Annotated in this window: 23 protein-coding genes and 1 riboswitch; of the genes, 3 read left to right on the top strand and 20 right to left on the bottom strand. The window is 46.1% G+C overall.

The window, feature by feature from the left end; genetic code table 11:
* Positions 1-17: 17 nt before the first annotated feature.
* The 17 genes from cbiB to ahpC form a co-directional block, all read right to left on the bottom strand.
* On the bottom strand, positions 18-1,004 hold the full coding sequence (gene cbiB / locus ACZ5C4_RS07315; protein ID WP_464520417.1) for an adenosylcobinamide-phosphate synthase CbiB: 987 nt from the start codon (positions 1,002-1,004) through the stop codon (positions 18-20).
* A gap of 39 nt (positions 1,005-1,043) precedes the next feature.
* A complete protein-coding gene (locus ACZ5C4_RS07310) occupies positions 1,044-1,685 on the bottom strand; it encodes a histidine phosphatase family protein (RefSeq protein WP_464520416.1) in 642 nt (213 codons plus the stop codon).
* Complete coding sequence (locus tag ACZ5C4_RS07305; RefSeq protein ID WP_464520415.1) at positions 1,682-2,446, bottom strand: adenosylcobinamide-GDP ribazoletransferase; 765 nt, start codon at positions 2,444-2,446, stop codon at positions 1,682-1,684. Before ACZ5C4_RS07305 ends, ACZ5C4_RS07310 begins: the two co-directional genes overlap by 4 nt.
* A gap of 14 nt (positions 2,447-2,460) precedes the next feature.
* A complete protein-coding gene (gene cobT, locus ACZ5C4_RS07300) occupies positions 2,461-3,555 on the bottom strand; it encodes a nicotinate-nucleotide--dimethylbenzimidazole phosphoribosyltransferase (RefSeq protein WP_464520414.1) in 1,095 nt (364 codons plus the stop codon).
* A gap of 4 nt (positions 3,556-3,559) precedes the next feature.
* Positions 3,560-4,963, bottom strand: a complete 1,404-nt coding sequence (locus tag ACZ5C4_RS07295) for a cobyrinate a,c-diamide synthase (RefSeq protein ID WP_464520413.1) — start codon at positions 4,961-4,963, stop codon at positions 3,560-3,562.
* Positions 4,960-6,222: a precorrin-6Y C5,15-methyltransferase (decarboxylating) subunit CbiT gene (gene cbiT / locus ACZ5C4_RS07290; RefSeq protein ID WP_464520412.1), complete on the bottom strand. Its 1,263-nt coding sequence runs from the start codon at positions 6,220-6,222 to the stop codon at positions 4,960-4,962. The genes ACZ5C4_RS07295 and cbiT overlap by 4 nt, the downstream gene beginning before the upstream one ends.
* A complete protein-coding gene (gene cobJ, locus ACZ5C4_RS07285; RefSeq protein ID WP_464520411.1) occupies positions 6,215-6,946 on the bottom strand; it encodes a precorrin-3B C(17)-methyltransferase in 732 nt (243 codons plus the stop codon). Before cobJ ends, cbiT begins: the two co-directional genes overlap by 8 nt.
* Complete coding sequence (gene cobM / locus ACZ5C4_RS07280) at positions 6,939-7,748, bottom strand: precorrin-4 C(11)-methyltransferase (protein ID WP_464520410.1); 810 nt, start codon at positions 7,746-7,748, stop codon at positions 6,939-6,941. Before cobM ends, cobJ begins: the two co-directional genes overlap by 8 nt.
* 37 nt (positions 7,749-7,785) lie before the next feature.
* On the bottom strand, positions 7,786-8,532 hold the full coding sequence (gene cobI / locus ACZ5C4_RS07275) for a precorrin-2 C(20)-methyltransferase (RefSeq protein ID WP_464520409.1): 747 nt from the start codon (positions 8,530-8,532) through the stop codon (positions 7,786-7,788).
* Positions 8,529-9,665 (bottom strand): cobalt-precorrin-5B (C(1))-methyltransferase CbiD, encoded by a 1,137-nt coding sequence (gene cbiD, locus ACZ5C4_RS07270; RefSeq protein ID WP_464520408.1) that lies wholly within the window; start codon positions 9,663-9,665, stop codon positions 8,529-8,531. The genes cobI and cbiD overlap by 4 nt, the downstream gene beginning before the upstream one ends.
* Positions 9,666-9,667: 2 nt before the next feature.
* Entirely contained in the window at positions 9,668-10,441 is a 774-nt protein-coding gene (locus ACZ5C4_RS07265; protein WP_464520407.1) for a sirohydrochlorin cobaltochelatase, read from the bottom strand.
* A 214-nt stretch (positions 10,442-10,655) separates the two neighbouring features.
* Positions 10,656-10,847, bottom strand: a riboswitch (cobalamin riboswitch).
* Positions 10,848-10,938: 91 nt separating this feature from the next.
* Positions 10,939-11,472, bottom strand: coding sequence for a methylated-DNA--[protein]-cysteine S-methyltransferase (locus tag ACZ5C4_RS07260; protein WP_464520406.1), 534 nt, complete (start codon positions 11,470-11,472; stop codon positions 10,939-10,941).
* A 10-nt stretch (positions 11,473-11,482) separates the two neighbouring features.
* Positions 11,483-12,259: a precorrin-6A reductase gene (gene cobK / locus ACZ5C4_RS07255; protein ID WP_464520405.1), complete on the bottom strand. Its 777-nt coding sequence runs from the start codon at positions 12,257-12,259 to the stop codon at positions 11,483-11,485.
* Positions 12,260-12,278: 19 nt separating this feature from the next.
* Positions 12,279-13,349 carry a cobalt-precorrin 5A hydrolase gene (locus tag ACZ5C4_RS07250; RefSeq protein ID WP_464520404.1) on the bottom strand — a complete coding sequence of 357 codons (1,071 nt, stop codon included), beginning with the start codon at positions 13,347-13,349 and terminating at the stop codon, positions 12,279-12,281.
* 136 nt (positions 13,350-13,485) lie between these two features.
* Positions 13,486-14,604, bottom strand: a complete 1,119-nt coding sequence (locus ACZ5C4_RS07245; RefSeq protein WP_464520403.1) for a glycosyl hydrolase family 18 protein — start codon at positions 14,602-14,604, stop codon at positions 13,486-13,488.
* Positions 14,605-14,657: 53 nt separating this feature from the next.
* Complete coding sequence (locus tag ACZ5C4_RS07240) at positions 14,658-16,334, bottom strand: FAD-dependent oxidoreductase (RefSeq protein WP_464520402.1); 1,677 nt, start codon at positions 16,332-16,334, stop codon at positions 14,658-14,660.
* 23 nt (positions 16,335-16,357) lie between these two features.
* The gene (gene ahpC, locus ACZ5C4_RS07235) at positions 16,358-16,921 is read right to left on the bottom strand and encodes an alkyl hydroperoxide reductase subunit C (RefSeq protein WP_464520401.1); all 564 of its coding nucleotides are present in this window, start codon (positions 16,919-16,921) and stop codon (positions 16,358-16,360) included.
* Between the two features lie 196 nt (positions 16,922-17,117).
* Here ahpC and ACZ5C4_RS07230 point away from each other — a divergent pair, with 196 nt between their 5' ends.
* The 3 genes from ACZ5C4_RS07230 to ACZ5C4_RS07220 all read left to right on the top strand — a co-directional run bounded on the left by ACZ5C4_RS07230 (position 17,118) and on the right by ACZ5C4_RS07220 (position 21,331).
* Positions 17,118-17,735 carry a TetR/AcrR family transcriptional regulator gene (locus ACZ5C4_RS07230; protein ID WP_464520400.1) on the top strand — a complete coding sequence of 206 codons (618 nt, stop codon included), beginning with the start codon at positions 17,118-17,120 and terminating at the stop codon, positions 17,733-17,735.
* Between the two features lie 95 nt (positions 17,736-17,830).
* Positions 17,831-19,579, top strand: a complete 1,749-nt coding sequence (locus ACZ5C4_RS07225; RefSeq protein WP_464520399.1) for an ABC transporter ATP-binding protein — start codon at positions 17,831-17,833, stop codon at positions 19,577-19,579.
* Positions 19,580-19,597: 18 nt separating this feature from the next.
* Positions 19,598-21,331: an ABC transporter ATP-binding protein gene (locus ACZ5C4_RS07220; RefSeq protein ID WP_464520398.1), complete on the top strand. Its 1,734-nt coding sequence runs from the start codon at positions 19,598-19,600 to the stop codon at positions 21,329-21,331.
* On the opposite strand, the gene ACZ5C4_RS07215 is transcribed toward ACZ5C4_RS07220, so the two are convergent.
* The 3 genes from ACZ5C4_RS07215 to ACZ5C4_RS07205 form a co-directional block, all read right to left on the bottom strand.
* On the bottom strand, positions 21,328-23,052 hold the full coding sequence (locus ACZ5C4_RS07215) for an ABC transporter ATP-binding protein (RefSeq protein ID WP_464520397.1): 1,725 nt from the start codon (positions 23,050-23,052) through the stop codon (positions 21,328-21,330). The genes ACZ5C4_RS07220 and ACZ5C4_RS07215 overlap by 4 nt on opposite strands.
* Entirely contained in the window at positions 23,046-24,812 is a 1,767-nt protein-coding gene (locus ACZ5C4_RS07210) for an ABC transporter ATP-binding protein (RefSeq protein ID WP_464522315.1), read from the bottom strand. Before ACZ5C4_RS07210 ends, ACZ5C4_RS07215 begins: the two co-directional genes overlap by 7 nt.
* A gap of 77 nt (positions 24,813-24,889) precedes the next feature.
* Complete coding sequence (locus tag ACZ5C4_RS07205) at positions 24,890-25,504, bottom strand: TetR/AcrR family transcriptional regulator (RefSeq protein ID WP_464520396.1); 615 nt, start codon at positions 25,502-25,504, stop codon at positions 24,890-24,892.
* Positions 25,505-25,522 lie beyond the last annotated feature (18 nt).

Genomic DNA, 25,522 nt, shown 5'->3' with positions numbered 1-25,522 from the left:
CTCCTTTTTTGCTGCCTTCACCAAAAGAAAAACAGTACGCATGCCTTTGCCGCCCCCAGAAGCAAAAGAGCCAGAATTGCTGTCATATACATTAGTTTCCCCACTCGGTTGATGTCCTCCGGCTCCGGCTTACGGAAAGCCGTACCGATCGTCTCTTTGTGAACCAGTTTTCCGAAATAATACGCATCTCCTGCAAGCTCTATGTCAAGCGCTCCCGCACATACAGCCTCTGTCTGTCCCGCATTGGGACTCGCATGCTTTTTTCTGTCTTTTTTGTACACCGCGCATGCATTCCTTCCATCCATTTTCAGCAGAAAAGCAGCGACAATCATAAGCCCTGCACTGATACGTGCCGGCAAAAAATTCATCACATCATCCAGACGCGCCGGAATCCTTCCCAGATACAAATAGGTTTCATTTTTATATCCTACCATCGAATCCATTGTATTGACTGCTTTATAAAAGAACCCGAATGGGACGCCTCCAAGCAGCAGATAAAACAAAGGCGCCACTTCCCCGTCCGATGTGTTCTCCGCAACAGTCTCCACCGCCGCCTTTATGACGCCTTTCTCATCCAAATTCTCTGTATCTCTTCCCACAATCATAGAAACTGCTTTTTTCGCCTCTGGCAGATTTTTTTCCTGTAACTTTTCATATACTTTTCTGCTCTCCTTTCGAAGTGACGTCGCTGCCAGAAGCTGCCAGCACCAAAATGCCTCTAGTCCAAACCGCAAAAAGGGATGTATTCTCCCTGCCAGAGCCAGCAAAAGTAACGGAACTGCCGTACTTACTGTCACAACACACGCACACAACAGGGCTCCCCCAAGGAGCAAGACCTTTTTTTGTTTTTCCTTCCCTTCATATCGGCTGCCAAAACGCAAAATGCGCTTCTCTAGAAAAGAAATCCACATTCCGATCAGGCGTACCGGATGATAAAGCCATGCCGGATCTCCGAATCGTAAATCCAATATAAACCCTGCCACACATGCTGCCAGTGAAACCATCTGTTATATTTTCCTTTCCTTCTTAAATTTGTCTCTTGTTTATGGTCCGTACATCTGCTTTAACGGTTCTATCTCATACAGGCATCTTTTTCCTGCCTCAAACTTTTCCTCCTGCAGAACCGCTTGAAAGCCCTGTCCGTTCGCCGCCTGCCATTCATAAAATCCGCGTTGCTTTTTATCCAGAGCAGAGAGAATTGCCATCATCGTACCGCCATGTACAACAAATGCGGCTGTAGCTTCTGCCTGACATGCTTTTTCTCCGGCAATCCCCTCTTCCTTTTGCAGATACTCTATACATTTTCTAAATCCTGCCACACATCTTTCGCAAAACTCCTCTTGTGACTCTCCGTCCGGAAAGGGAAGTGTGCCGCCTGATTCCATCCATTGGATATAGCGGAAGTCTTCTTTTAGCTCTTCATAGGTTCTGCCCTCAAATTCTCCGAAATCACATTCCCTTAGCAACTCCTGTGTCCAGATCTTTTTCTTCGGATATAAAAGCTTTGCCGTCTGCACGCATCGCTTCATGGGACTCGCCACCACCTGCCTCACGTCCGGATAATGGAACAGCTCTCTTAAGTATATCTTTCGCGCCTGTTCCGTAATCGCTTCATCGGTTCTGCCGATATACTGTCTCTTTTCATTTCCCGCCGTAGAAAAATGCCGGATAAAAATAAGTTTCATATTCCGCCTCCTGCCAGTACAATACCTGTCGCCATACATACTTCACACAGACTTAGGAAGTATCCGGCGAGATCGCCAGTGATTCCGCCAAACTTCTTCTTACTCATCCAACCATAGTAGAGGAATGTTCCGCCCGCACAAAGCGCTGCCATCCCTCCGGTCTTTCCATCCAGCCAGATAAGTGACAAAAGCGCTGCCGCAGCCCAGAGAAGCATCACAATACGGACATTCTTTTTCTGTGCCTTATCCTGAAAAGTCCTAAGAAGCCCGCTGTCCTTTGCAGCAGGGAAGGTCACTACAGAAAATCCACTCAAGGCGCGGGACAGAACAAATATACAAGATAAGGAGGGAAGCATTTCTATTTTCACTTCACTGTACACCGCCACACTCCACAGCAGATAACAGCCCATTCCTAAAATGGCAAATGCTCCTGTATGGGGATCCTTTAAAATAGAGAGTTTTTTCTCCCTGTCGCCATAAGAGGAAAGGGCATCTGTCGTATCCATAAATCCATCCAGATGAATCCCGCCGCTTATCAGGATCGGAACAAGCGTAAGCGCCGCCCCTGAAAATACCGAACCGCAGGAGGTAAAACGAAGCAGAAAAAAACCTGCCAGGTATACACATCCTCCTGTCACAACGCCTACGACTGGGAAAAAACACATTGCATACTTCATATTTTTTTCATTCCACTCTGCACGCGGCACTGGAATTTTAGAATACATAGATAAGGCAATCAAAAACGCCTGCATAAGCCTCATTGGATTCTCCTCTTTTATAATACTTCATACGCTTCTACATGGATTTCCTCAAACGTGCTCATCTCGCGGTATACAGACAATCCCATGTCCAAAAGGGGCATAACTGCCACTGCCCCGCTTCCCTCTCCCAGACACATATCGCAGGTCAGGAATGGTTCTAACTGTAACGCGTCTAAAAGCTTTCGTCCTCCCGGCTCCTTCGACACGTGGGACGGCAGTATATAACCCGATACAGCCGGAGACAGCCGAACCGCGCACAGTGCGGCGGCGGCGGAGATAAATCCGTCCATCACAACGGGAATATGATAGATCGCACCTCCTAAAAACGCTCCGGTAAGTCCTGCGAGATCCAGACCGCCTACTTTGGACAGTACATCCAGCACATTCTCCCGATTTGGCCGGTGCTTCTCTATCGCCCGACGTATCACTTCTATTTTTCTTTCCAGACCGGCGCTGCTCAATCCTGCTCCCTTTCCCGTCACTGCTTCTGCGTCTTCTCCTAACAGAACACAGGCAACTGCACTGCTGGTCGTTGTATTTCCAATCCCCATCTCTCCGGTTGCAAGAATCTCATATCCCTCTTCTTTTTTCTCCTTCACGAGCCTGATTCCCGTCAGAATTGCCTTAAGCGTCTGTGCTTCTGTCATCGCTGTTTCCTCTAAAAGATCTCTTGTTCCATACGCAACTTTGTATTCTTTCTTCGTCACAGCCTCTACGTCCCTGACCATCCCGATGTCAATCGGGAAAAGATCCACGCCGGCGCGCTCTGCCATCATACAGACACTCGCCGCACGCCTGGTAAAGTTCTCCGCCACGATTGCCGTTACCTCCTGACCGGTCTGGGTCACGCCTTCCTTTACCACACCGTTATCGGCGCAGAAAATCAAAAGTCCTTTTTTCTTCAAGGTATACTCTGCCGTCCTTTTTATCCCTGCAATGTCGATCACCGCCTGTTCTAACTTTCCCAGACTAAACAAAGGTTTCCCCACTGTCCTCCAACGCTTCCCGGCTACTTCTTTGCTCACTTCATCTACGGGGACAATCTGGCTTAACAGTGCCTCTAAACACTCTTTTTCCCTGTCCTTTTCTCTTATTTGACCGTCTTTCATCTGCTCATTCTCCTGTCTCCATACACTGGTTTACAAATCTCCTGGCAAAAGGAACAAAGGAGGGCAGATACAAATGCGGATACCCTGCAAAAAGATTTCCTTCCATATGGATACACTGCCAGGAACGTGTTTTGTCCGGCTTCACCGCAAGACAGTCTCTGCCGTTGTCTGTACTGTCCCAGTAATGAAATTCATGTCCTCGGATAACTTCCCCGTTTTTTAAATACGCGCCGTCTTTCTGGCCTTCTATACAAATATAACCAAACCGGACAAGTTTTCCCTGGGAAGCTGCTTTTCCCTTTATCACGCCCGCCATCTGGTACTCCTTTTGCTCCGGATCTGCCAGACTTTCATGCAGGTAGAGAAAACCGCCGCATTCCGCCAGGCAGGGCATACCTCCTTGTACTGCTTCCCGAATACATGTTAACATTGCTTTATTTTCTGACAGCTTCCTTGCATACAACTCGGGATACCCGCCGCCCAATACCAGTCCTTTGCTTCCTTTGGGAAGCTCGGTATCCGAAAGAGGACTGAAAAACGCAAGTTCACACCCCAGCTCTTTTAACAACTCCAGATTCTCCTTGTAATAAAATCCAAATGCCTTATCCCGCGCCACAGCAATCAAAACAGGTGTATGTCCTTTTCCAGCTCTCTTTTCTTCCTTTTGTTTGTTCTCTTTTTTACAGTCCGATACCAAAAGCGCAGGGGCGGACTGTGCGATTTGCAGGATAGCGTCTAAGTCTACCGTCTCCGCCAGTCGTTTTCCTGCCTGTGCCATTTGCTCCTGAAGTCCTTGTATTTCCTCTGGTGTTACAAGTCCTAAGTGCCTGCTCTCAAGGGAAAATATTTCGTCCTGTGCAAGATACCCTAAAACAGGGATTGTATATCCTCTTTTTTGAAGCTCCTGTTCTAACATCTGTTTCATACGGGGATATAGCTTCTTTGATGTCCGGTTTAAAAGCAGTCCCCGGATATTACTGTCCTTCTGAAATCCGATCATTCCCTCTACAAGCGCTGCCGCGGAGAGTGCCATGCCCTTTAAGGACAGCACAAGCAGTACGGGAGTCTTTGTCACCCGCGCCACATCATAAGAACTCGCCGACAAAGATCCCATTGTCATTCCGTCATAATATCCCATCACACCTTCAATGACCGCAATCTCCTTCTCCTTCGCATGACGGGCAAATATCCTCGGAAGCTCCTCCTGGCTGTCAAAAAACAAATCCAGATTCTCCGAGTCAATTCCCAACACTTCTCGGTGAAACATTGGATCAATATAGTCTGGGCCGCATTTATATGCCGCAACCTTCTTGCCCCGCATTTCCAGCGCTTTCATCAGCGCGCATGCCAACACTGTCTTTCCACTGCCACTTGAGGGAGCAGCGAGCAATATTCTTGGAATCCTCATAAGTCCTCCTCTCCTCCGGCAGAAATAACGTAGACAGGATTTTCGCCCATCATCATATGAAAATTACCAAGCTTGCGTGACTTTGCCACTGCTATCTGTACTATCTCTGCAGATGGAAGCAGTCCTTCTTCCATTGCCTCCATCGCTTCCTTCACTGTTTCTAAAGAAATGGCTGTCATTACAATGCGCACCCGGGGATTTTTCGCGCGTGCCTTATATAGAATCTCTTTTAAATTGCCGGAGCTTCCGCCAATAAATATATGGCTTGGCGTTTCCAGCTCTTCCATTGCCTCCGGCGCCGTCCCTTGTACAATTTCCATCCAGTCAGCCGCAAATTTTCTTTTATTTTCTTCTAAAAGCTGTACTGCCTCCGGCTTCTTTTCTATCGCATATACTCGGATATCCGGCCCCGAAAGTGCGGCTTCCACAGAGATAGAGCCAGTGCCTGCCCCAATATCATAGAGAACTGCCCCTGCCGCAAGGCGCAGCTTTGCAAGGCAGACTGTCCTCACCTCCGCTTTTGTCATAGGCACCTTTCCTCTTATAAATTCTGTATCCTCCACCGTTCTTTTATATCTTTTGACGGGATGTGGATTGACAACCATCGCCGCGGACAGCCCTTCCCAATCCTCGGGCACAAGCTCCCCTGCTTTTTTGGTAATCAGTTCTTCCTCCGCATACGATAAATTTCTTCCGATTGTTACCTGGACATCCGTGAGCGCATACTGTTTTAATTTCTCACAGAGCGTACGCCCCTGCCCTTTTGTTCCAAGCAAAAGGAATGTCTTTTCGTGGTGGGTGATCTCATAGATAAAGTTTGCCTTCTGCCCATGCAGACTTACCACCTTCGCGTCCTCCCACGATGTGCCAAGCCTTGCCGCCAGATAAGACACAGTAGAAATGCCCGGCAAAAGCTTCACCCTGACCCCTTTTAATTCCCGCACCAGGTTTTTTGCTCCGCTGTAGAATCCACTGTCCCCGGAAAGTACAACCGCAAACACAGTGCACGTTCGATGCTCCTTTACAAAACGTGCAATCGCCTCTGCGCGGTACTCTATGAAGGTTTCTTTTAAAACCTCCTCTTGTTTTCCTTCCTGTCCTCCGGCTTTTGAAATTCCGTCTAAAGCGCTTTGAACCATGCGCGCCGCCCCGATGATACAGCCGCATTTTAAAAGTGCTTCCCGCACCTCTCCTGTAAAGCCAGACTGGCTTCCCATTCCAATTCCCAGCAAATATACTGTCTTTTCTCTTTTACACATTCCGGTATCCTCTCGGTGTCACCATCTTACCTCTGATGATGTCCGTCTGTTCATTTCCGATAAATACAGTGGTAAACATATCCGTCTGCTTCTCTTTTAATGCTTCCAGAGTCAATATCTCATAGGACTCTTCCCTTCGCCCAATATTGCGGACAATTCCGCATATTGTATCTTTTCTTTTGTACTCCAGCATACAGTCGCACGCTCTGGAAAGATAATCTGCCCGCTTCTTGCTAGACGGATTATAAAGGCAGATGACAAAATCTGCCATGGCTGCCGCCCTTAGTCTTTTTTCAATCTTTTCCCAGGGCGTCAGTAAATCACTTAAGCTGATCACCGCAAAATCATGCATCAGAGGTGCCCCCAAAACTGCGGCGCCTCCACATGCCGCAGTAATTCCCGGTATGATTTCCAGCTCTATATCCGGATACTTCTTTCCTATCTCATACAGCAGGCCTGCCATACCATATATCCCTGCGTCCCCGCTGCACACCATCGCTACGTCGTGTCCTTTTTCTGCCTCCTGAAAGGCCATTTCACACCGCTGCACTTCCTGCTTCATCGGAGTTGTCAGGTATACCTTATCTGGAAATTCCCCCTTCAGCAGATCTACATATACGGTATATCCTGTAATCACCGGACAGTGTTCTATCACATCTTTCGCGCAGAGCGTCATCTGGCTGCCTGCTCCGGGCCCTAATCCTACTACATATACCTTACCCATCTGGATACTGCTCCTTTCTCTCTGGCTTTGCCACCTGTTCTTCATATGGGACATGTGCTTTTCTGTATGCAGTGGAAAAAGACGGATTGTAAAGCTCCGATCGCCTGTAAGCGCCCTTTAGTATATTTCCTACGACAATCAGCGCCGTTTTTGTAATCTGCGCTTTTCGCGCTGTATCATAGAGCTCACATACCTTGCAGCGGCACACCTTTTCATCTTCCCATGTCGCCTTATAGACAACCGCTGCCGGAGTATCTTCCGGATAGCCGCCCTCTATTAATGCCTGCTGCAATTCCTTTAATAACCCTGCACTTAAGAAAATCACCATTGTCGCCTGATGAGCAGCCAGGCTTTGGATAGATTCTTTCTCAGGGACACTGGTACGCCCCGCCATGCGCGTGATCACAACCGACTGGGAGATCCCGGGCAGTGTATATTCTGCCTGCAACGCTGCCGCCGCCCCGCAAAAGGAACTGACGCCAGGACAAATTTCATAGGGGATCCCCTTTTCCTCTAAAATATCCGTCTGCTCTTTGATTGCCCCATACAAGGAAGGATCGCCCGTATGCAGGCGGACAATGCGCTTCTCTTTTCGCACCCCTTCCTCCATCACTTGTATGACCTCTTCTAGTGTCATATAGGCGCTGTTATAGATTTCACAGTCTGGCCCGCACAGCTTAAGCAACTCTGGGTTTACCAGAGAGCCGGCATATATCACAATATCTGCTTCTTTTAAAAACGCCTGTCCCCGCACCGTAATCAGATCCACTGCCCCGGGGCCGGCGCCGACAAATACAACCATTTTCTTCCTCCTGTCTTTCTCTTAAACGTGTCTGTTTTTATCCCTTTTTCTCCTTGATGATCAGCAGAGAGTAGTAACCTGCCTCATCGGGAATCTCCTCTATATCTGTGTAGATTCTCTCCCCTTTCATGCCGCAGTTTTCTACCATTTCCATCTCCATGCCACATCTTTTTACTGCTTGTTTTACTTCCGGCATTTTCCTCCCTGCCTTCATCAAAACTTTCGTTCCAGGAAGGCAAAGTGCCTCCTCCACGCCGTATGACGCCGGAATGATATGTATCTGTTCCTTATTTTCCGCCAGCCCTTTATTCAGCCTTGCGGCAGCTGCACAAAAAGATGGTACCCCGGGAACTAATTCTGTCGGATAGCCTTTTTTCTTTACTCGTTTCTGTATGTACAGACAGGTGGAGTAGACACTCGGATCTCCCAGCGTAATAAACGCGGCTGTCTTTTCCCGATCGAGTATATGCAAAAGTATCGCTGTGTCCTTGTCATGTATCTGTTTTAACCTTTCTTTATCCTTTATCATCGGCATAGGAAGGTACAATTTTTCTTTTTCTCTAAGACCAGGAAGCTTTTCCTTTACAATCTGGTATGCCATACATTGTACAAGATATTTTTGCATAGTTACATCCGTTTTATCTGTATAAACCGGTTCTTCCAAGCTCTTATCTGACACAGGGATAACAAGCACGTCTGCCTGTTCTATCACGCTTATTGCCTTCCATGTCAAAAGCTCTGGATCTCCCGGCCCGACGCCGACACAAAAAAATGTTCCACTCATGTTCCTTCTCCTTTTATCTGTTCTAACAGAGCCTGCGCACCTTTCGTTTTCCCCAGAATCCCCTCTTCTTTAGAAAACACAATCGCCTCTGCCTGTAATCTGTTCTGGCATCTTTGCCCTAAGTGAAAGGCTATCCTCTCCATTATAGATTCCATCACACTTTTCAGTATTCCAGCCTCCTTTAAATATCCGAGTGCTTCTGCCGTTACCGCACATCCCATTATCCGCTGCACACACCCCCTGTCCGCACCTTTTACAGCCGCATGGGATGCAAAGACCTCCATTCGGCAGTCCGCCTGGCGGGAATGGGTATTCATTACCCCCGCTGCAAGCTTTACCAATTTCCCGATATGTCCAATGAGAAGCACTGCCTCCATTTGAAGATGAAGCGCATCATCCAGGGCTTCCCCAATATAATTACTGCATTTCACTGCCAATTCCCCATCATAGCCAAGTTCTTCTCTTAGAAAATCACTGCCGTAATTTCCTGGCACCAGATAGCACATTTTGTGTCCGTTTTCTCTTAATACCTTCATTTCCAGATAGATGGTATCTGTCAGCGCCTTTTCACTCATAGGCTCCACAATCCCACTTGTCCCCAGAACAGAAATCCCCCCTTCAATCCCCAGCCTCGGGTTGAAGGTACGACTGGCAAGCGCTTTTCCTTCGGGTATGGAAATTACAATTTGTATACCTCCTGTATACTCCATCTCCCTGCACATTTCCTGCGCCGCTTTTACAATCATTTCGCGCGGAACCTTGTTGATTGCAGCTTCACCGATACTTTGTTCCAGTCCTTTTCTCGTCACTCTGCCGACCCCTTCTCCGCCCTCCAGAAAAATTCCCGCCGTCTTTACCTTTTCTACTTTGGCGAATACCAGAATTCCATCCGTCACGTCGGGATCGTCTCCGCTGTACTTCCTAACTGCGCACTTTACAAAAGCTTCTGTCCTCACAATACTTTCTACATCCAGATATAACAGAATTCCTTTTGGCGTCATCAATTTCACCTGCCGGATCTCCGTACCGGTAAGCAGCATAAAAACCGCCGCTTTTGCAGCGGCGGCAGCGCAGCTTCCTGTGGTATATCCAAACCGCAGCCCCTCTTTTGTACGTCCGATTTCTACTGTCACGTTTACAATACCTCTTCAATATGCTCTAAAAACAGATTTTGAATTCCTTCCATTTCTCCCAGTCCGCGAACAGCCGCACGAACCTCATATCCGTCTTCTGTAAGCGCGCTCATCCAGGAATCTTCTTCCCCTGCCATATCATTCTGTGCATGATCCCCTGCCACAATCATAAAGGGCATCAAAAGCACTTTTTTCTTTCCGGAGATGCGCAGCTTGTCCATGACATTTTTTAATTCTGGAAAGCTTTCTACTGTCCCCACAAGAACCTGCTGATAGCCCAGCGCGTGAAAGGTATACTCTAACGTAGGATAGGCGGCATTTGCGTGGTGATCTGTCCCATGCCCCATCAAAACAAGCATTTCCTCTTCCTTTAATTCTGTCTGCGCCATCACTGCATGGATTGCCTTTTTATAATCATCCACACTGCTTAACATAGGCTTTCCGACACTGATCTTGCGGAATTTATCCATATATTCCATCAAGTCCTCCATCATCCTGTCATTCTCAATCCCGTTGATCACATGGGTCGGCTGTACAATCACTCTTTCTATCCCTTCTGCCGCCATCCTTTTTAATGCTTCTCCTACAGTATCCACCTGCAGATTTTCCGTTCTTTTTAATTTGTTTATAATCATCTGGCTTGTAAAGGCGCGGTAAACCTTATAATCCGGATAGGCTCCGGCAATCCTTCTTTCAATCGCCCCGATCGTTTTTTCCAACGTGTCAAGATAGCTGGTTCCAAAGCTGACAACTAATATCGCTTTCTTTCCATCCATTTTTCTATATCTCCTTTTTCTTCCTCATTTTCTCTACATATAACGATTGTCATAAACTGGAAATACTGCTGCCAGAACCGGCAGACGGACAAGCCTGCGCAAAAATCAGCTTTTTGCACGCAGGACAGCCAGACCTATAGACTGCCCATTCTTAAAACAGCCAGGCAGCCACAGAAAAAAAACTGCGGCACATACCCGATTATATCCCCGTAACCATCTAATGCATTTAAAAGTGAATCTTCTGACTTAAGCCTCCGGCACGGATGCTCCGCCTTCCCATAACCTTGTTACAGTGGCACTGTGGAACACCGCTAAGCTATTACAGCAACGGGTATTGTGCAGGATTCTCACCTGTCTTCCTCCGTCCGCATAACTACGCGGACATTCTTTTAAATGTATGCCAATTATAGTTTGTAAAGGATGTTTCCCTTGCATTTAAAATCTGTTTTATTTTATCATATACAAACAGGCAAGTAAAGCCTGCGGCATTTTTGCTTTTACAGCGCCGTTCCTTTTTGGGGTACAAAGAAGGACTTCATATCTGCCTTCTCCAAGGTCAGTAATTTTATCTTTCTGTTTATCCCTCCTGCGTATCCTGTCAAACTCCCGTTTGTTCCTACCACGCGGTGGCAGGGAATTACAATGGAAATCTTATTGTGCCCTACCGCACCTCCCACAGCCTGCGCGGACATATGCGTTACCCCTCTTTGCTGTGCAATCTTCTGTGCGATTTCCCCGTAAGTAATTGTTTTTCCATAGGGAATCTGTCTTAATATCTCCCACACTGCAAGCTGAAAAGGAGTTCCTGTCATATGCACAGGCGGCATAAATTCTGGTTCCCTGCCGGAAAAGTAAATGGAAAGCCAGCGTTTTGCCTCTTCTAAAACAGGAATCTCTTTTTCCTCTCGTTCTGGTTCCAGCGAATGTGCGTAATACTTCTGATTTTCAAACCACAGCCCTGTCAATCCCTTTTCATCCGCCGCCAAAAGAATTTCTCCGCACGGCGATTTATAGTAACTGATATACTGCATATATTCCCTCCTATCTTCCAATGAAACTGTCTTTCCATGTCTCTAAATAACGCAGCACCTCTTCCAGACTTTTTCCTTTCTCCTGCGGTCTTGCAATCACTACAAGCAGCGCGCCTGTCTCCTTCGCCGCCTTAACTTTCTCTGCAAAGCCGCCTGCCTGCCCCGATTCCTTTGTCACAAAATATTTTGCCTGTATTTGATGGAGCAATGCTGTATTCAACTCCTTTGAAAATGGGCCCTGCATAGCAATCAAATGCTTCCCCTCAAATCCCAGTGCTGTCGCCTGCTCTACAGAAGCCAGCGTAGAGAGCACACGCGCATAGCACCGCTTTTCATACCCGGGAATTTTCGTATATTCTTTTAATTCTTTTCCGCCTGTCGCAATCAGTATATTCCCATCGGTATGTTTCAAAAACTCTACCGCTGTCCGCACATCACAAAATACCTTTTTCTTTCCGTCTGTACCGCTTGTCTGTTCTCTTTGGCGCAGGCACCGCAGATATTCACATCGTGTCTCTTCACATGCCTTCCGTATATTTTCTGTGACGGCACAGGCAAACGGATGTGTGGCGTCGATCACCAGCTCTATCTCTTCCATACGGATGAACTTTACAATCTCTGCTTCTTCCATTCTCCCGCTTAAAACCTGCACACCCTTTATATCTCTTAAAATTTCTTTTCCATATTCTGTCGCCGTACTGACATAACAGTCCAGACACAATTCACCTGCTTTTGAAGCGAGCAGCCTTCCCTCCGTCGTTCCGGCAAATAGTAATATCTTCTTCATATCTCTTGTTCTTTCCTCTTTAAAATCGCAGCTCTGCTGCCTGTTCCACGAGTGCAATCGTCATTTTATCCCGTTTTTGCTTTGGCAAAAGTATTTTGCCGTCAGGACAGGCAAACAGCGCTGCCCGTTCACAGACATTGTCCACCCCTGTCACCTGTTTTACAAATGCAGAGCCTTCTTTTAGAAGCGGCACCGACTGAAGCTCCTTTGCTGTATAAGTATAAAAGGGGATTCGATATTTTCGGGCAAATTCCTGGATTCCCTTTTCTTCCTTCTTTAAGTCAATACTTGCTACAGCCCGTATTCTCTCCGGCCAGATCCCCTGCTCTTTACACACGCAGCGTATCTGTTCCTCTAATGCGCTTTGCCGAATGCCCTTACGGCATCCAATTCCCGCGATGATATTCTTCGGCGGCAGAAAGAGGATGCCTTTGTAAGCGGCAAGATCCTCTTTTGTTTCTCCGGTTACTGCGACTCCCAGCTCCCATTTCTCTCTCATCTCATCTATACTCTCACACAGCGCCAGCTCCTCCGGCAGCCTTCCCTCCCATGGATATGCGCTGTAAAACCCAATCCTTCTGCCTTCTAATACCGCCGCAGACACTGCTTTTGCCAATTCTCTGTTCGAGAGGTACAGTTGATTTTTACATGCGAATACATCTACCGCAAACTTTCCCTGCACGTCCGTCGCTGTCGTAAGCACAGGCTCCGCCCCCGTACAGGAAGCGATACACTTTGCTATCTCCACTGCATTTCCTATATGTCCGGAAAGAAGAGGGATAATATATCGTCCCTTTTCATCCATCACTAAAACCGCAGAATCTGTATATTTATCCCGCACCCAGGGAGCGATCATACGCACTGCGATTCCTGTCGCCCCGATAAATAGAAAGACAGCTTCTCCCCATCGCGCCCCTATCCATTGCCCCAAATCAGATGGCAGTGTATTCAGCATTTCTTTGTCTGCATATTTAGAAAGTGTGTATCCTTTACATATTCCTTCATATTCAGAAAGACTTTCTATGATTTCCCTGCTTTTTCTGCTTCCTGTCTTTGTAAAACTAAATATTACAAGAGGCTTTTTTTCCATATCCCGTATCCTTCTCTCCCTCTCTTTTATCTCTGTATTTTCCACATGGCGCCGTCGGTGTACGAGACAATGCGGTTCCAAGTCATATATACTATCATCAGTATAGCACACTCTTGAAATAAAACTACTCCCTTATTTAAAACTTCCCAAGCAGAAGCCAGTTCGCCCGAAATGGACGCATCAGATTCCAGTAGCCGACTCCGGACAGTCCATATTCTTCTGCCAGCTTTAATTTTGCCTGTATGCTTCTTACATCCTCAAACCATACTTCGTGTGTCATCCCTGCCTTTTGATAAGTAAACCAGGGACTCATAGAACTATCTGAAAACTGAATGGAAGCCCCATTCTCTACAGCAATGGACACCGCCTCCTCATTTCCGATTGTAATCGCCCTTGTGATGCCTCTTTCATAAGGAAGCTGCCAGTCATACCCATAGTTTGGAATTCCCATAACCAACTTTTGGGCCGGAATTTCTGTCACTGCATACTCTACTACTTCTCGTACCTTGTTGATAGGCGCCACTGCCATAGGAGGGCCATATGTGTATCCCCATTCATAGGTCATCAAAAAAACCGAATCTGCATTTTCACCCAGCAGCCTGTAGTCCATCCCTTCATAGAGAAGCCCTTTCTGTTCTGCGCTTGTCTTTGGAGCTACCGCCACAGACGCCTTATATCCATTTTCATTCATCAGTTCCTTTAACCTTCCCATAAAGACAGCATACTGTATCTTATTTTCCGGAAGAATATATTCAAAATCCACACTAACCCCTGCATACCCTCTGTCCTCCACAACAAAAAGCAGCTCTTCCATTACTTTTTTCTGTATCTCTTCGTTTTCTACGATTACCTTGATAAGCTGATTATTAAAACCTCCCCCTGAAAACGGCGTCAGAACAAGCATCGGGGAAATTCCATTTTTCCATGCAGATTCTATCATCCACAAATCATCCTGACGCGGCGGAACCAGCTCTCCCTCAAAAGTAAAACCATAGGAAAAAATAAGTAATTCATTCAGTGCAATATAAGATTGTTCTAAAATGTAGGGTTCAATAAACGGATATGCATATCCTGACACAGACAGACGCCCTCTTTCGCCTGCTTCCCCGCCCGACGGTACAACAAGCAACGCCTGCCCCGGTACAAGCTGTTCTCTGTCTGTCAACTCATTATCATATACAATTTTCCACACTGGAACATCTGTTTTTCGTGCAATCGAAGACACTGTATCCCCCGCATTTACAATATAAATCAAAAAATCACCTCCGTATCCAACATATGAAGGTGATTTTTTCTTTATGCTTTCTTTTATTCTTCTGGAAGATCGTTTATCAATTCCAACAGCTGTCTGATATTCTTCTTTCCAAAAGAAACCTTTGTGTCATTTAAAACAAGGCATGGCACACTCATAACCTTATATTTTTCCTTTAAATCTTCAAAATGATTCAAATCATATACATCAGCCGTCACATGCGGACTTGCAGAAGCGATCCTCTGGGCCGCCGTAACCAGCTCCGGACACATTGTACAGGACAGTGACACCAGTATTTTCATATGCACATCGCTTTGTATGGACTGGATTTCTTTTTCCACATCTTCTTCCAAAGCCTGTCCTGGCCCGGACGCATTGTAAAGCCCCAGTATAAAAGATGTAAACTCATGTCCTCCCGGGACTCCATGAAAGGCAAGCCCTGTATCCTCTCCGTTTACCTTCAGAATCCGCACACAGGGACGCTCTCCTTTTTCTTCGTCCGGAGACATCTCCGTTTCAAGGATCAATTTCTCTGTCTTGTCAGCTAAAGCGCTCATGTACTGCTTTAATTCTTCTGAAACCGGTCGCTCATCTAAATACAGCTTCAGTTTAAGCGGCTGCGCCATCTTAGAGAACACTGCCGTAAGCTGCGCCAGAATATCTTCTGAGAACAAAGCATCTCCTGCGGTTTTCTCTCCCTGTTTTTCTGTGCCGGAGGTTGTCTTTTCTTCCCTTGCCGCAGGCATAACAGGATGCAGTCCTGTTTTTTCCTGCATAGCCCGCGCATACTTTTCCAATTCCGTAGCCGCTGCTGCCCCGTCACCGGCCGCCGTTACAACCTGTCTTAGACTTTTTACACATACGTCTCCTGCGGCATACAAACCGTCCACATTGGTTTTCTGATTTCTGTCTGTTTCCACATATCCTTGTTCATTTAATTTTGCGATTCCTTTTATCAGTCCGGTCGCAGGTTCATATCCTGCAAATACAAACACGCCGAAGGTTTCTCCCTCAGGTGGCATATATTCTGTTTTCTCTCCTGTCTTTGTATTCCGGTAACGAAGTAATCTCAAGGCGGAATCTCCTGACACTTCCTCCACCTGGACATTCGTCAGTACTTTGATTTTTTCATGGTTGCGGGCGGCATCTGCTACCGCTTTCGCGCAAGTAAAATCTTCACCGCGGATTAAAACAGTAACCTGTCTTGCGTATTTTGTCAAAAAAACACTCTCTTCTGCCGCCGCAAATCCACCGCCTACAACAAATACATCTTTCCCCGTAAAAAACTCTCCGTCGCAGGTAGCACAATATGCGACACCATGCCCTCTGAATTCTTCCTCTCCGGCGAAGCCCACCATTCTCGGGTGCGCTCCTGTCGCGAGCAGCACGCCAAAACTATACAGTTTCCCTCTGCTGGTATGAATCACTTTTATTTCTCCGTCCATATCCAGCTTTTCTATTTCTGCAAGCAAAAACTCTGCGCCAAACTTTTGTGCCTGTCTGCGCATTGTATCTGTCAGCTTTGTCCCACTTGTCGTCTCCACACCCGGAAAATTCACAACCTCAGAAGTAATCGTTATCTGACCGCCAAAATGTTCTTTCTCTACTACCAATACCCTGTAACGCGCCCTGGCAAGATAGAGCGCGGCGGTCAGCCCCGCAGGGCCGCCGCCGGCAACAACCACATCATACAGCCTGTCTCGGTTGCTGTCATTTATCTGCTTTCTATCCATACGATTCTCCTTTTTAGAGATACTTACAATTGTCCTACCAAATCAAGGCTCGGTTTCAGTGTCTCAGCTCCTGGCTGCCATTTTGCCGGGCAAACCTCGTCTCCATGCTCTGCGACAAACTGACACGCCTGTACCCGTCTGTAGAGCTCATCTGCATTGCGGCCTACATTTCCGGCAATTACTTCATACGCGACAATCTTTCCCTCAGGGTTTACAATAAAGCTTCCCCGTTCCGCGACACCGTCTGCCTCAATATATACTTCAAAATCCTCCGCCAGTGCATGGGTTGGATCTGCAAGCATTGGGTACTGTATTTTCTGAATTCTCTCTGAAGCGTCATGCCATGCTTTGTGAACGTAGTGCGTATCACAGGATACAGAGTAGATCTCACAGCCTGCCGCTTTAAATTCCTCATATTTGTTTGCTAAATCCTCCAGCTCTGTCGGGCATACAAAAGTAAAGTCCGCCGGATAGAAAAAGAAAACACTCCATTTTCCAAGAATATCTTCTTTTGTCACTGTCGTAAATGCATCATTTAAGTACGCCTGTACAGAAAAATCCTTAATCTCTTTGTTTATCATTGACATAAAATCTTCCTCCTTTTTCAACAGTTAGTTATTTCTAACTTTATGTGTTCAATATAAACAATTTTCCTTTTCTTGTCAATAATAATTCCTATTATTTTTTTCATTTGATATTTTTTCTCATTGCTATTGACAAACGCTTCCTCTTCACTTAAAATAACATTGTTATTAAATAACTTTGTTATTTTTAGGAGGAGACATGAGACTACAAAACGAAAAACTAAAAATGGATATCCTCTCTGCCGCAAAAAAAGAATTTCTTGCAAACGGCTATATTCGGGCACAATTGCGGGAAATTGCCAAAGGCGCAAACGCCACAACCGGAGCGATCTATAAATACTATACGGATAAAGAAGCCCTGTTTGACGCTCTGGTGGAGAAACCGGCGCAGGAATTAGAAAGCAGATACCGAAAAACACAGCAGGCATTCGCCTCTCTTTCTCTAGAGGAGGAACTTAAAAATCTTCCCGAGGTATCTGATGATGGGCAGATGTGGATGATGGAACATATTTATAATCATTTTGACGCCTTTAAACTAATCACCTGTTGTTCAGAAGGAACTCGGTATGCCGGTTACATTGATACACTGATTCAAATCGAGGTAGATGCCAGTCTGCTTCTGATTGACAAAATGAAACAGGCTGGCATGAAAGTCCAACAGATAGATGTAGAACTGATACATATCGTTTCCAGCGCACTTTTTTCTGGTATGTTTGAAACAGTCCGTCATGGTATGCCGCGTGAGAAGGCTTATGGGTACATGTTAAGTCTGCGGGATTTTTATTCTGCCGGATGGTTTAAAATTTTAGGGATTTGAAACATTGAGAATCCCTTTTCTTTCACCAAAAAGTTAGTATTTTCTAACTATTGACAGTAAAGCTATAACAAATTTGTAAAAAGGAGATGTCTGATATGGACGAAAACAAAAAATTTTCATCCTGGCCCGTCCTGTGGGGATGGGCGCACGCTTACCGCAGCGGCTTCATCGGCTCTGTGATACTTGCAATCCTGGGCGTGGCTTCAAGTATACTGCCTTATTTCTGTATTGCAGAGATTATTCATCTGCTGTTGAATAACAGTGTAGAATTTTCTGCCTATCTTCCCTGGTGCATCACAGCCTTTGCCGGTTACCTGGGCAAAGTTCTTTTCTCCAGTCTCTCTACTGCTTTGTCGCACACTGCCACATATCATACTTTGAAAGACCTGCGTAAAAACCTGGTAGATAAGCTGTCCCGCGTACCTATGGGAACGATTCTCGACACCCCTTCCGGACAGTATAAAACTACTATCGTAGATCGGGTAGAAGGAATGGAACCGACACTGGCACATCTTATCCCTGAAATGACCTCCAATATTCTGGTGCCTGTCGCTATTTTCATCTACCTGTTTGTTCTCGACTGGAGAATGGCGCTTGCCTCTATCGTAACCCTGGTAATTGGAATCTGCATTGCAATGGGAAGTGCGAAAACTTATGCAAAACGTTGGGAAGGCGCAGTCAAGGCGGGACGTAATATGGCAAATGCAATCGTAGAGTACGTCGGCGGAATACAGGTGGTCAAGGCATTCAGTCAATCCGCAGGTTCTTATAAAAAATACGCGGATGCCGTCAATTATAACGCCGGATATTATGTAAACTGGATGAAGGATAGTCAGAAATATATGGCCGGCTGGACTGCTGTTATCCCCGCAGTGCTTGTGACTATCCTTCCCACCGGTTTCCTGCTTTGGATAAACGGCAGTCTGGAAATAGCCGATTTCCTGACAATTATTGTACTTTCTCTTGGGCTGACCGGTCCGATTATTGCCGCCATGTCGTTTGTAGACGATCTCGCCGTTGTCGGAACAAACACACAGGAAATCGCTGCAATTTTACATGCAGAGGAATTGTCTCGTCCTGCCAAGCCTGCTGTTTTAACTGGACATGAAATCACATTCTCTGAAGTCTCTTTCTCCTATGGAAGCCAGCAGAATGAAGTTCTACACCAGATTGATCTGCACATTTACCCGGGAACCGTTACAGCACTGGTAGGTCCGTCCGGTTCCGGCAAATCTACCATTGCCAAATTGATTGCCGGCTTCTGGGATGTCACAAAGGGGTCTATTACGCTTGGAGGCGTAGATTTGCGGAACATTCCTCTTAACCAGTTAAATTCACAGATTGCTTATGTTTCACAGGACAATTACTTGTTCAACACTTCTGTCCGCGAAAATATCCGCATAGGGCGGCTCAATGCCAGCGATGCAGAAGTAGAGCAGGCCGCAAAAGACGCCGGCTGCGACGCGTTCATCCGGCAGCTTCCGCAAGGCTACGATACGATCTGCGGCGGAGGCGGAGGTCATCTCTCCGGAGGGGAAAAACAACGTATCTCCATCGCCCGCGCTATGCTGAAAAACGCACCTGTTGTCATACTGGATGAAGCAACTGCAAGCATTGACCCTGAAAATGAAGCGGCCATCCAGAAGGCGCTCTCTGCTCTTGTCAAAGACAAAACATTGATTGTCATCGCCCATCGCCTTTCCACCATTTCAGACGCGGACAATATTGTCGTCATAAAAGACGGAGCAATTGCCGCCCAGGGCAGACAAGAAACCTTACTTTCCACCTGTCCTTTGTATGCCCAGATGTGGAAATCTCATATAGATGCAAAAGACGCGGCTTAAATGAAGGAGGGACACATTATGATTCGTGTAATTAAAAAAATATTTGCATTTTCCGGAAAGCGAAAAGGCTTGTTGATCCGATCTATTTTTATTTCGTTTATAGGCGCTGTTTTCTCCGCCCTGCAGTTTCTTGCTCTGATGGTAGTACTGGATGCCTTGATTGCAGGAGAAAAGCAGATTTCCATACTCTGGATTTCTCTTGGGATTATGCTGGTATCTATTATTGGAAAAGATATTACATCCTATTTTTCTACGAATCAGCAGACAGAGACCGGCTACTTTATGGTAGCTGACAAACGAATCCATATTGGAGACAGACTGCGCTATATACCGATGGGATATTTCAATAAAAACAGCCTGGGAAATATTACTGCTGTAGTCACAACGACTCTGACAGATGTCGAAAATTCTGCAGCTCGCTGTCTTGTTATGATTCTGGGCGGGTTTTTAAATACTTTTGCGCTTCTCCTTATGCTCTTGGGCTCGGATTACCGTATGGGTCTGATTGCCCTTGCCGGCCTCCTGCTCTATCTCGTTGCCACCGAGCTTTCCCAAAAGCACTCTGCCGCAGCAGGCCCCGCACGGCAGCATGCACAGGAATCTCTGGTAGAAGCAGTCCTTGAATACCTCCAGGGAATGAGCGTTGTCAAGGCATTCGGACTACAAAAGGATAAACACCAATCCGTCAAAAAAGCCATAGAAGACAGCAGTAAAAAAGCGCTAAATGTAGAATACACTATAGTACCCTGGATGGCGCTGCAGCAATTTGTAGTCAGAGTATTTTCCGTCCTCCTTGTCATTGCCGCACTGCTTTTTTACCTGGATAAAAGCATGACTCTCTCCCGCTGTATGCTGATGCTGATTGCCTCTTTTATGATTTATAAAGAGCTGGAAAATGCCGGAAATATGTCGGCTATGCTGCAGATGATGGATGCTTCTATGGACAAAGCAAATTCCGTAGATGAAACACCTGTCATGGATATAGACGGCGCCAATATCCGGCCTGCGGACGGTTCAATCGTATTCGACAATGTAGAATTTTCCTATGGGGAAAAGAAAATCCTGGATCGTGTCTCTTTCACAATCCCTGCCAACACTACCACTGCCATTGTCGGCCCCTCCGGCGGCGGAAAAACAACTCTTTGCAGTTTAATTTCCAGATTTTGGGACGTAGAGGGCGGAACGATTACTATAGGAGGACATGACGTAAAGGAATATAAACTAGACAGCCTGATGAAAAATATTTCTATGGTATTTCAAAATGTCTATCTGTTCCAGGACACAATTGAAAACAACATCAAATTCGGAAAACCTGATGCCACGCACGAGGAAGTCGTTGAAGCAGCAAAAAAAGCCTGCTGCCACAATTTTATCCTGAACCTGCCGGACGGCTATGACACAGTCGTCGGTGAAGGCGGCGGCACACTCTCTGGAGGGGAAAAACAGAGAATCTCCATCGCACGTGCCATGTTAAAGGATGCTCCTATCATTCTTCTGGATGAAGCTACCGCAAGTGTAGATCCGGAAAACGAGGCAGATCTGCAAAGGGCTATTGAGGCGCTGACCCATAATAAGACCATTATTATGATCGCCCATCGCCTCAAAACAGTAAAGCATGCAGATCAGATACTTGTTCTTAATAATGGGCATATTGTACAACAGGGGACACATGCCGAGTTATCTTTGGTTCCAGGACTTTACAAAGATTTCCTGCACGCCAGAGAGGAAGCAATAGGATGGAGACTTGCTTAAAGTCTCCATCCTATTGCCCTTTCCCGCTGTTTCCAGAACCGCCTGTAGATTCCTTCTTCTTCCATCAGCTCTGCATGTTTTCCCTTTTGCTTAAGCTTTCCTTCATCGATTACCAGGATCTGATCCGCATCCCGCACTGTCGTCAGACGGTGGGCAATGGTAAGAAGTGTCTTGCCTTTTGTCAGCTCCAAAAAAGCAAGAAGCAGCTCATGTTCATTCTCTGGATCTACACTGGAGGTCGCCTCATCCAAAATGATAATCGGGGCATCCTTTAAGATCGCCCTCGCAATAGATATACGCTGTTTTTCTCCTCCAGACAGAGTGGAACCTCCTTCCCCCACCATTGTGTCATATCCTTTGGGCAGCGCCATAATAAATTCATGGCACTGTGCCCTCTTTGCCGCTTCTACTATTTGCCTGTGATCTGCGCCAGGATTGCCAAACCGAATATTATTTTCGATAGTATCATTGAATAAATATACATTTTGGAACACCATGCTGACATATTTCATCAGACTGTCTGCTGTATAGTCTTTTACATTTTCCCCTCCGATACGTATTTCTCCCTCCTGTACATCCCAGAATCTTGCAATTAAGTTGCACAATGTTGTCTTGCCGGATCCGGATGGGCCTACAATGGCGCAGGAGGAGCCCTGCGGAATCTTGACAGACACATGCTCTATAACGCGTCTCTGGTCATAGCCAAACGAAACATCCTTTAACTCAATATCAAAATTCTTTAGTGTCAGTTCCTTTTCTGTCTTATCCATTTCAGGCATATCTGTCACAGCTTCCAGGCGGTTTAACTCTGTTGTTATTTTTCTTGCAAGAAAGGCTCCGTCCCCCATCTGTTCCATCTCCGAATAAACGATAAACGCACTCACAATGAACAACAGACAATACGAAAGGGAAATACTCTGCGCCAAATAGCAGAGCACCGCTGTAAACATGAGGATACAGCCTGTTATCTTATAGACTGCCTGATAGACCTTTAGAAGCGGAAGGGATGCATACTCCTGATCTAAATCTGCCTGTCTTTTCCTGTCAAAGGACTCATAAACCGCACTTTCACTTCCCTCTGCCTGAGAAAAAGCCCGCAGCACAGCAATCCCCCGAATATATTCCAGTGCCTGAACTGTCATGTTCTCCTGTGCCGCCAAAACATACGGTGTATGCTTTGTTGCCGCTTTCTGGATCACATGAAGCATTCCCATTCCCACACATAATCCTGCCAGAGTAATCCATGCAAATATCGGATTAAAAAACAAGAAAAACACCATCACCACAAGCGTCATCAGTACCCCTCCGGTCAGATCGGTAATTGCCAGCATGGAATACTGCTCTAGCTCCACAACTGTAGATGTCAGCACTGTCTGGATGCTTCCCAGTCTCTGCTCTGAAAAATAGCCCATCGGCGCTTTTCTCATTCTCTCTCCAATCGCCAGCCTATAATCTCTGAACATGTCAAATCCTTTCGCACTCATCGAAATATCCATCAGCCATTGGAACAAAAAACGTCCTATAATGCTGGCAAGCAGAACGCCAAGTGAAGTGAAGATAATCTTCGGCGTCAAAGTATCTATATGTTCCACAATCAAATAGATGGCAAGCAGCATCATTGCCATAGATACACTTTTTAAAAAATTAAAGAAGATTCCAAGTAAAATCTTAGACTTATATCTGCCTGAAATGTGCAGAATCCGTTTTATCATATTTAGCATACCTTATCACTTCCTTCCTCTGCTTTGTCTAACGCTCCGATATGTCGTTCCCACATTGTTTTGTATAACTTACATGACGCGATAAGTTCTTCTTGTGTTCCGCAGGCCTTTATCTGCCCATCATCTACCACCAGAATCTTGTCTGCGTTTTGAATCGTCGATAAACGGTGCGCCACGACAATCAGTGTCTTTCCTTTTACCAACCGGCCCACTGCCTCCTGAATCTGTGCTTCACTTTCCGGATCTGCGAATGCCGTCGCCTCATCTAAAATGACAACTGCTGATTTTTTCAGCATGGCACGTGCAATTGTGATACGCTGACGCTCCCCTCCTGACAGTCGGTCTCCGGCATCTCCTGCCATTGTGTCATACCCGTCGGGAAGCCGGCTGATAAATCCATGACAGTTTGCTGCCTTTGCCGCCTCCTCTACTTCCCTGTCTGTGGCATTTGGATTTCCCATACGAATATTTTCTCTAATCGATGTGTCAAACAAAAAGTTATCCTGTGCTACATAGCTGATCTCCTGCATCATCTGCTCAAACGGAATGTCCCGAATATCTCTGCCCCCATACCGGACATGGCCTTGCGAAGCATCCCAGAATCCTGCCATGAGTTTTGCGATTGTAGATTTTCCTGAACCGGACGGCCCCACAATCGCAGTCATTGTCCCCGATTCCGTCTGAAATGATATTTTATGTAAGACTTCCTTTGTACTATTATAAGCAAAAGAAACCTCCTCAAATACATACGCACTTCCATCCAGTTCTACCCATTTTTCTGGGCGACTCTGTTCTGGAATCGCCAGAAATTCACGGATTGGTTTTAGATTTGCCGCAATTGTTGTAAGCTGTTCACCGCCAAATGCAAGCTTCATCAAAGGGGCGATAAATCCTATCGGAATCACAATACACGCGATAAACACCGGCAGTGTAATTTTCTCCTGCATATAAAGCCATGCCCCAATAGGAAGGCTGCCAAGCAAAGTAGAAGGAATCACTGCCTTCACCGCCGCCATCCATAACCAACACTGCCGCCACCATGCGAGTGTACTGTCATGGAAAAAATTCACTGCATCCGAAAATTTACCAAAGGACACCCCAGATCTTCCGAATGCCTTAATCACCTGAATTCCGCCTACATATTCGACCAGGGCTGCATTCATCTCATTTCCTGCTTTTAGATAAGTCGCCATCTTTTCCGAATACCCCTGCATCATGCCGATTATGAACGGGATCGACAGCGGGATCGTCACCAGAGACGCAAGCCCCATCCGCCAGTCTAACAGAAAAATCAAAACCAGACACGCTGCAGGGGCCGCTATCTGTGATGGTGCCTCTGGTACTACATGGGCAATAGAATCTTCTAATTTTCCCACATTGTCAACCAGTAAAGTCTTATACGCTCCAGATGGCGTCTCCAGCATGACTCCCATCGGAACCCTGCGCATTTTATCTGCAATCTCCCTCCGTATATTCCTTAAAATAGTAAATGCAATTTTGTGGCTTCTTGCAGATGATTTCGTGCAAAGAAATGTCCTCAATATGATTCCAAGCGCTGCTCCCCCTGCCCAGAAGCAGGCACTCCTTATATTCGCTGTATCTGAAAAAGCCTCATTTGCCAACATCGCTGCTGCCAGAAACGGAAGCATTCCGCACAGCTCCCCCAAAATTGCAAGTATAACTGACAATGTCATTTTGCCTTTTTCTTCTCCCGCGAATCCAAACAACACTTGGATCGGGTTTTCCTGCTTATCTTTCACACTCTTTTCCTTCACATCAGATACCTCCTCGGATAATAGTTAGTTAAAACTAACTAACAGTTATAAAAACAGGGGCATTAAAACCCCAAAACAGCTCTCCAACCAGAACAGAAAAATTCCTGGAAGGTACTTAAATAGTGCTCCGCTTCTTTTTCAGGAAAATCATGGACTACCACCTCGAATAAAGCTCTGACATAAGCAGTGAGCAGAAGATGTAATTCCTCAGGCCGTATCTCTTTTACAGGAATCTGCTTTGCCTTTACACATTCTATAAAAGCAAGTGTTTCCTTTTGCTCCAGCATAACAAGATCATGCAGAAAATCTGCATATTTTGTTCCTTCTGCCCGACAGATTAACAGCTTAAACGCATCAAAATTAGGATAGACTACATTGCGTATCATCTCTATATCCGCCCCACTCTCCCACATCATATCCAGTTTTCCTTCCTCCAGCAGTTCATAATCCTTTGCCTTATGCTCCTGGTACCACTTCTCACAGGCATCCAGCGCCGGTTTTACCAGCGCTGCAAACAAATCCTCCTTATCTTTGAAATGTCTGTAAAGCCCTGCCGCGCTCATGCCGACGCGTTCTGCAATAGAACGCATAGATGCCTGCTCGAATCCTTTTTCCATAAATTCTGCTTTCGCTGCCGGAATAATTTTTTCATGTGTTTTTGTTTTGTCTTTTGGCATAGTCCACTTTCTCCTTAA

The organism is Mediterraneibacter flintii, from assembly GCF_055387595.1.
The sequence above is the reverse complement of the archived record's forward strand: the minus strand, read 5'-3'. Positions and strand labels throughout refer to the sequence as shown.

Excerpts from the sequence above, each read along its gene's own strand:
- ACZ5C4_RS07295 (WP_464520413.1), bottom strand. The coding sequence starts at position 4,963 with ATGAGGATTCCAAGAATATTGCTCGCTGCTCCCTCAAGTGGCAGTGGA.
- cobM (WP_464520410.1), bottom strand. The coding sequence starts at position 7,748 with ATGGTTGTATTTGTCGGCGCCGGCCCCGGGGCAGTGGATCTGATTACG.
- ahpC (WP_464520401.1), bottom strand. The coding sequence starts at position 16,921 with ATGTCAATGATAAACAAAGAGATTAAGGATTTTTCTGTACAGGCGTAC.
- cobJ (WP_464520411.1), bottom strand. The coding sequence starts at position 6,946 with ATGGGTAAGGTATATGTAGTAGGATTAGGGCCCGGAGCAGGCAGCCAG.
- cobK (WP_464520405.1), bottom strand. The coding sequence starts at position 12,259 with ATGAAGAAGATATTACTATTTGCCGGAACGACGGAGGGAAGGCTGCTC.
- ACZ5C4_RS07250 (WP_464520404.1), bottom strand. The coding sequence starts at position 13,349 with ATGGAAAAAAAGCCTCTTGTAATATTTAGTTTTACAAAGACAGGAAGC.
- ACZ5C4_RS07265 (WP_464520407.1), bottom strand. The coding sequence starts at position 10,441 with ATGGATGGAAAGAAAGCGATATTAGTTGTCAGCTTTGGAACCAGCTAT.
- cbiT (WP_464520412.1), bottom strand. The coding sequence starts at position 6,222 with ATGTGTAAAAGAGAAAAGACAGTATATTTGCTGGGAATTGGAATGGGA.
- ACZ5C4_RS07240 (WP_464520402.1), bottom strand. The coding sequence starts at position 16,334 with ATGGATAGAAAGCAGATAAATGACAGCAACCGAGACAGGCTGTATGAT.
- ACZ5C4_RS07260 (WP_464520406.1), bottom strand. The coding sequence starts at position 11,472 with ATGCAGTATATCAGTTACTATAAATCGCCGTGCGGAGAAATTCTTTTG.
- cobI (WP_464520409.1), bottom strand. The coding sequence starts at position 8,532 with ATGAGTGGAACATTTTTTTGTGTCGGCGTCGGGCCGGGAGATCCAGAG.
- ACZ5C4_RS07230 (WP_464520400.1), top strand. The coding sequence starts at position 17,118 with ATGAGACTACAAAACGAAAAACTAAAAATGGATATCCTCTCTGCCGCA.
- cobT (WP_464520414.1), bottom strand. The coding sequence starts at position 3,555 with ATGAAAGACGGTCAAATAAGAGAAAAGGACAGGGAAAAAGAGTGTTTA.
- ACZ5C4_RS07215 (WP_464520397.1), bottom strand. The coding sequence starts at position 23,052 with ATGCTAAATATGATAAAACGGATTCTGCACATTTCAGGCAGATATAAG.
- ACZ5C4_RS07225 (WP_464520399.1), top strand. The coding sequence starts at position 17,831 with ATGGACGAAAACAAAAAATTTTCATCCTGGCCCGTCCTGTGGGGATGG.
- ACZ5C4_RS07220 (WP_464520398.1), top strand. The coding sequence starts at position 19,598 with ATGATTCGTGTAATTAAAAAAATATTTGCATTTTCCGGAAAGCGAAAA.
- cbiB (WP_464520417.1), bottom strand. The coding sequence starts at position 1,004 with ATGGTTTCACTGGCAGCATGTGTGGCAGGGTTTATATTGGATTTACGA.
- ACZ5C4_RS07310 (WP_464520416.1), bottom strand. The coding sequence starts at position 1,685 with ATGAAACTTATTTTTATCCGGCATTTTTCTACGGCGGGAAATGAAAAG.
- ACZ5C4_RS07205 (WP_464520396.1), bottom strand. The coding sequence starts at position 25,504 with ATGCCAAAAGACAAAACAAAAACACATGAAAAAATTATTCCGGCAGCG.
- ACZ5C4_RS07305 (WP_464520415.1), bottom strand. The coding sequence starts at position 2,446 with ATGAGGCTTATGCAGGCGTTTTTGATTGCCTTATCTATGTATTCTAAA.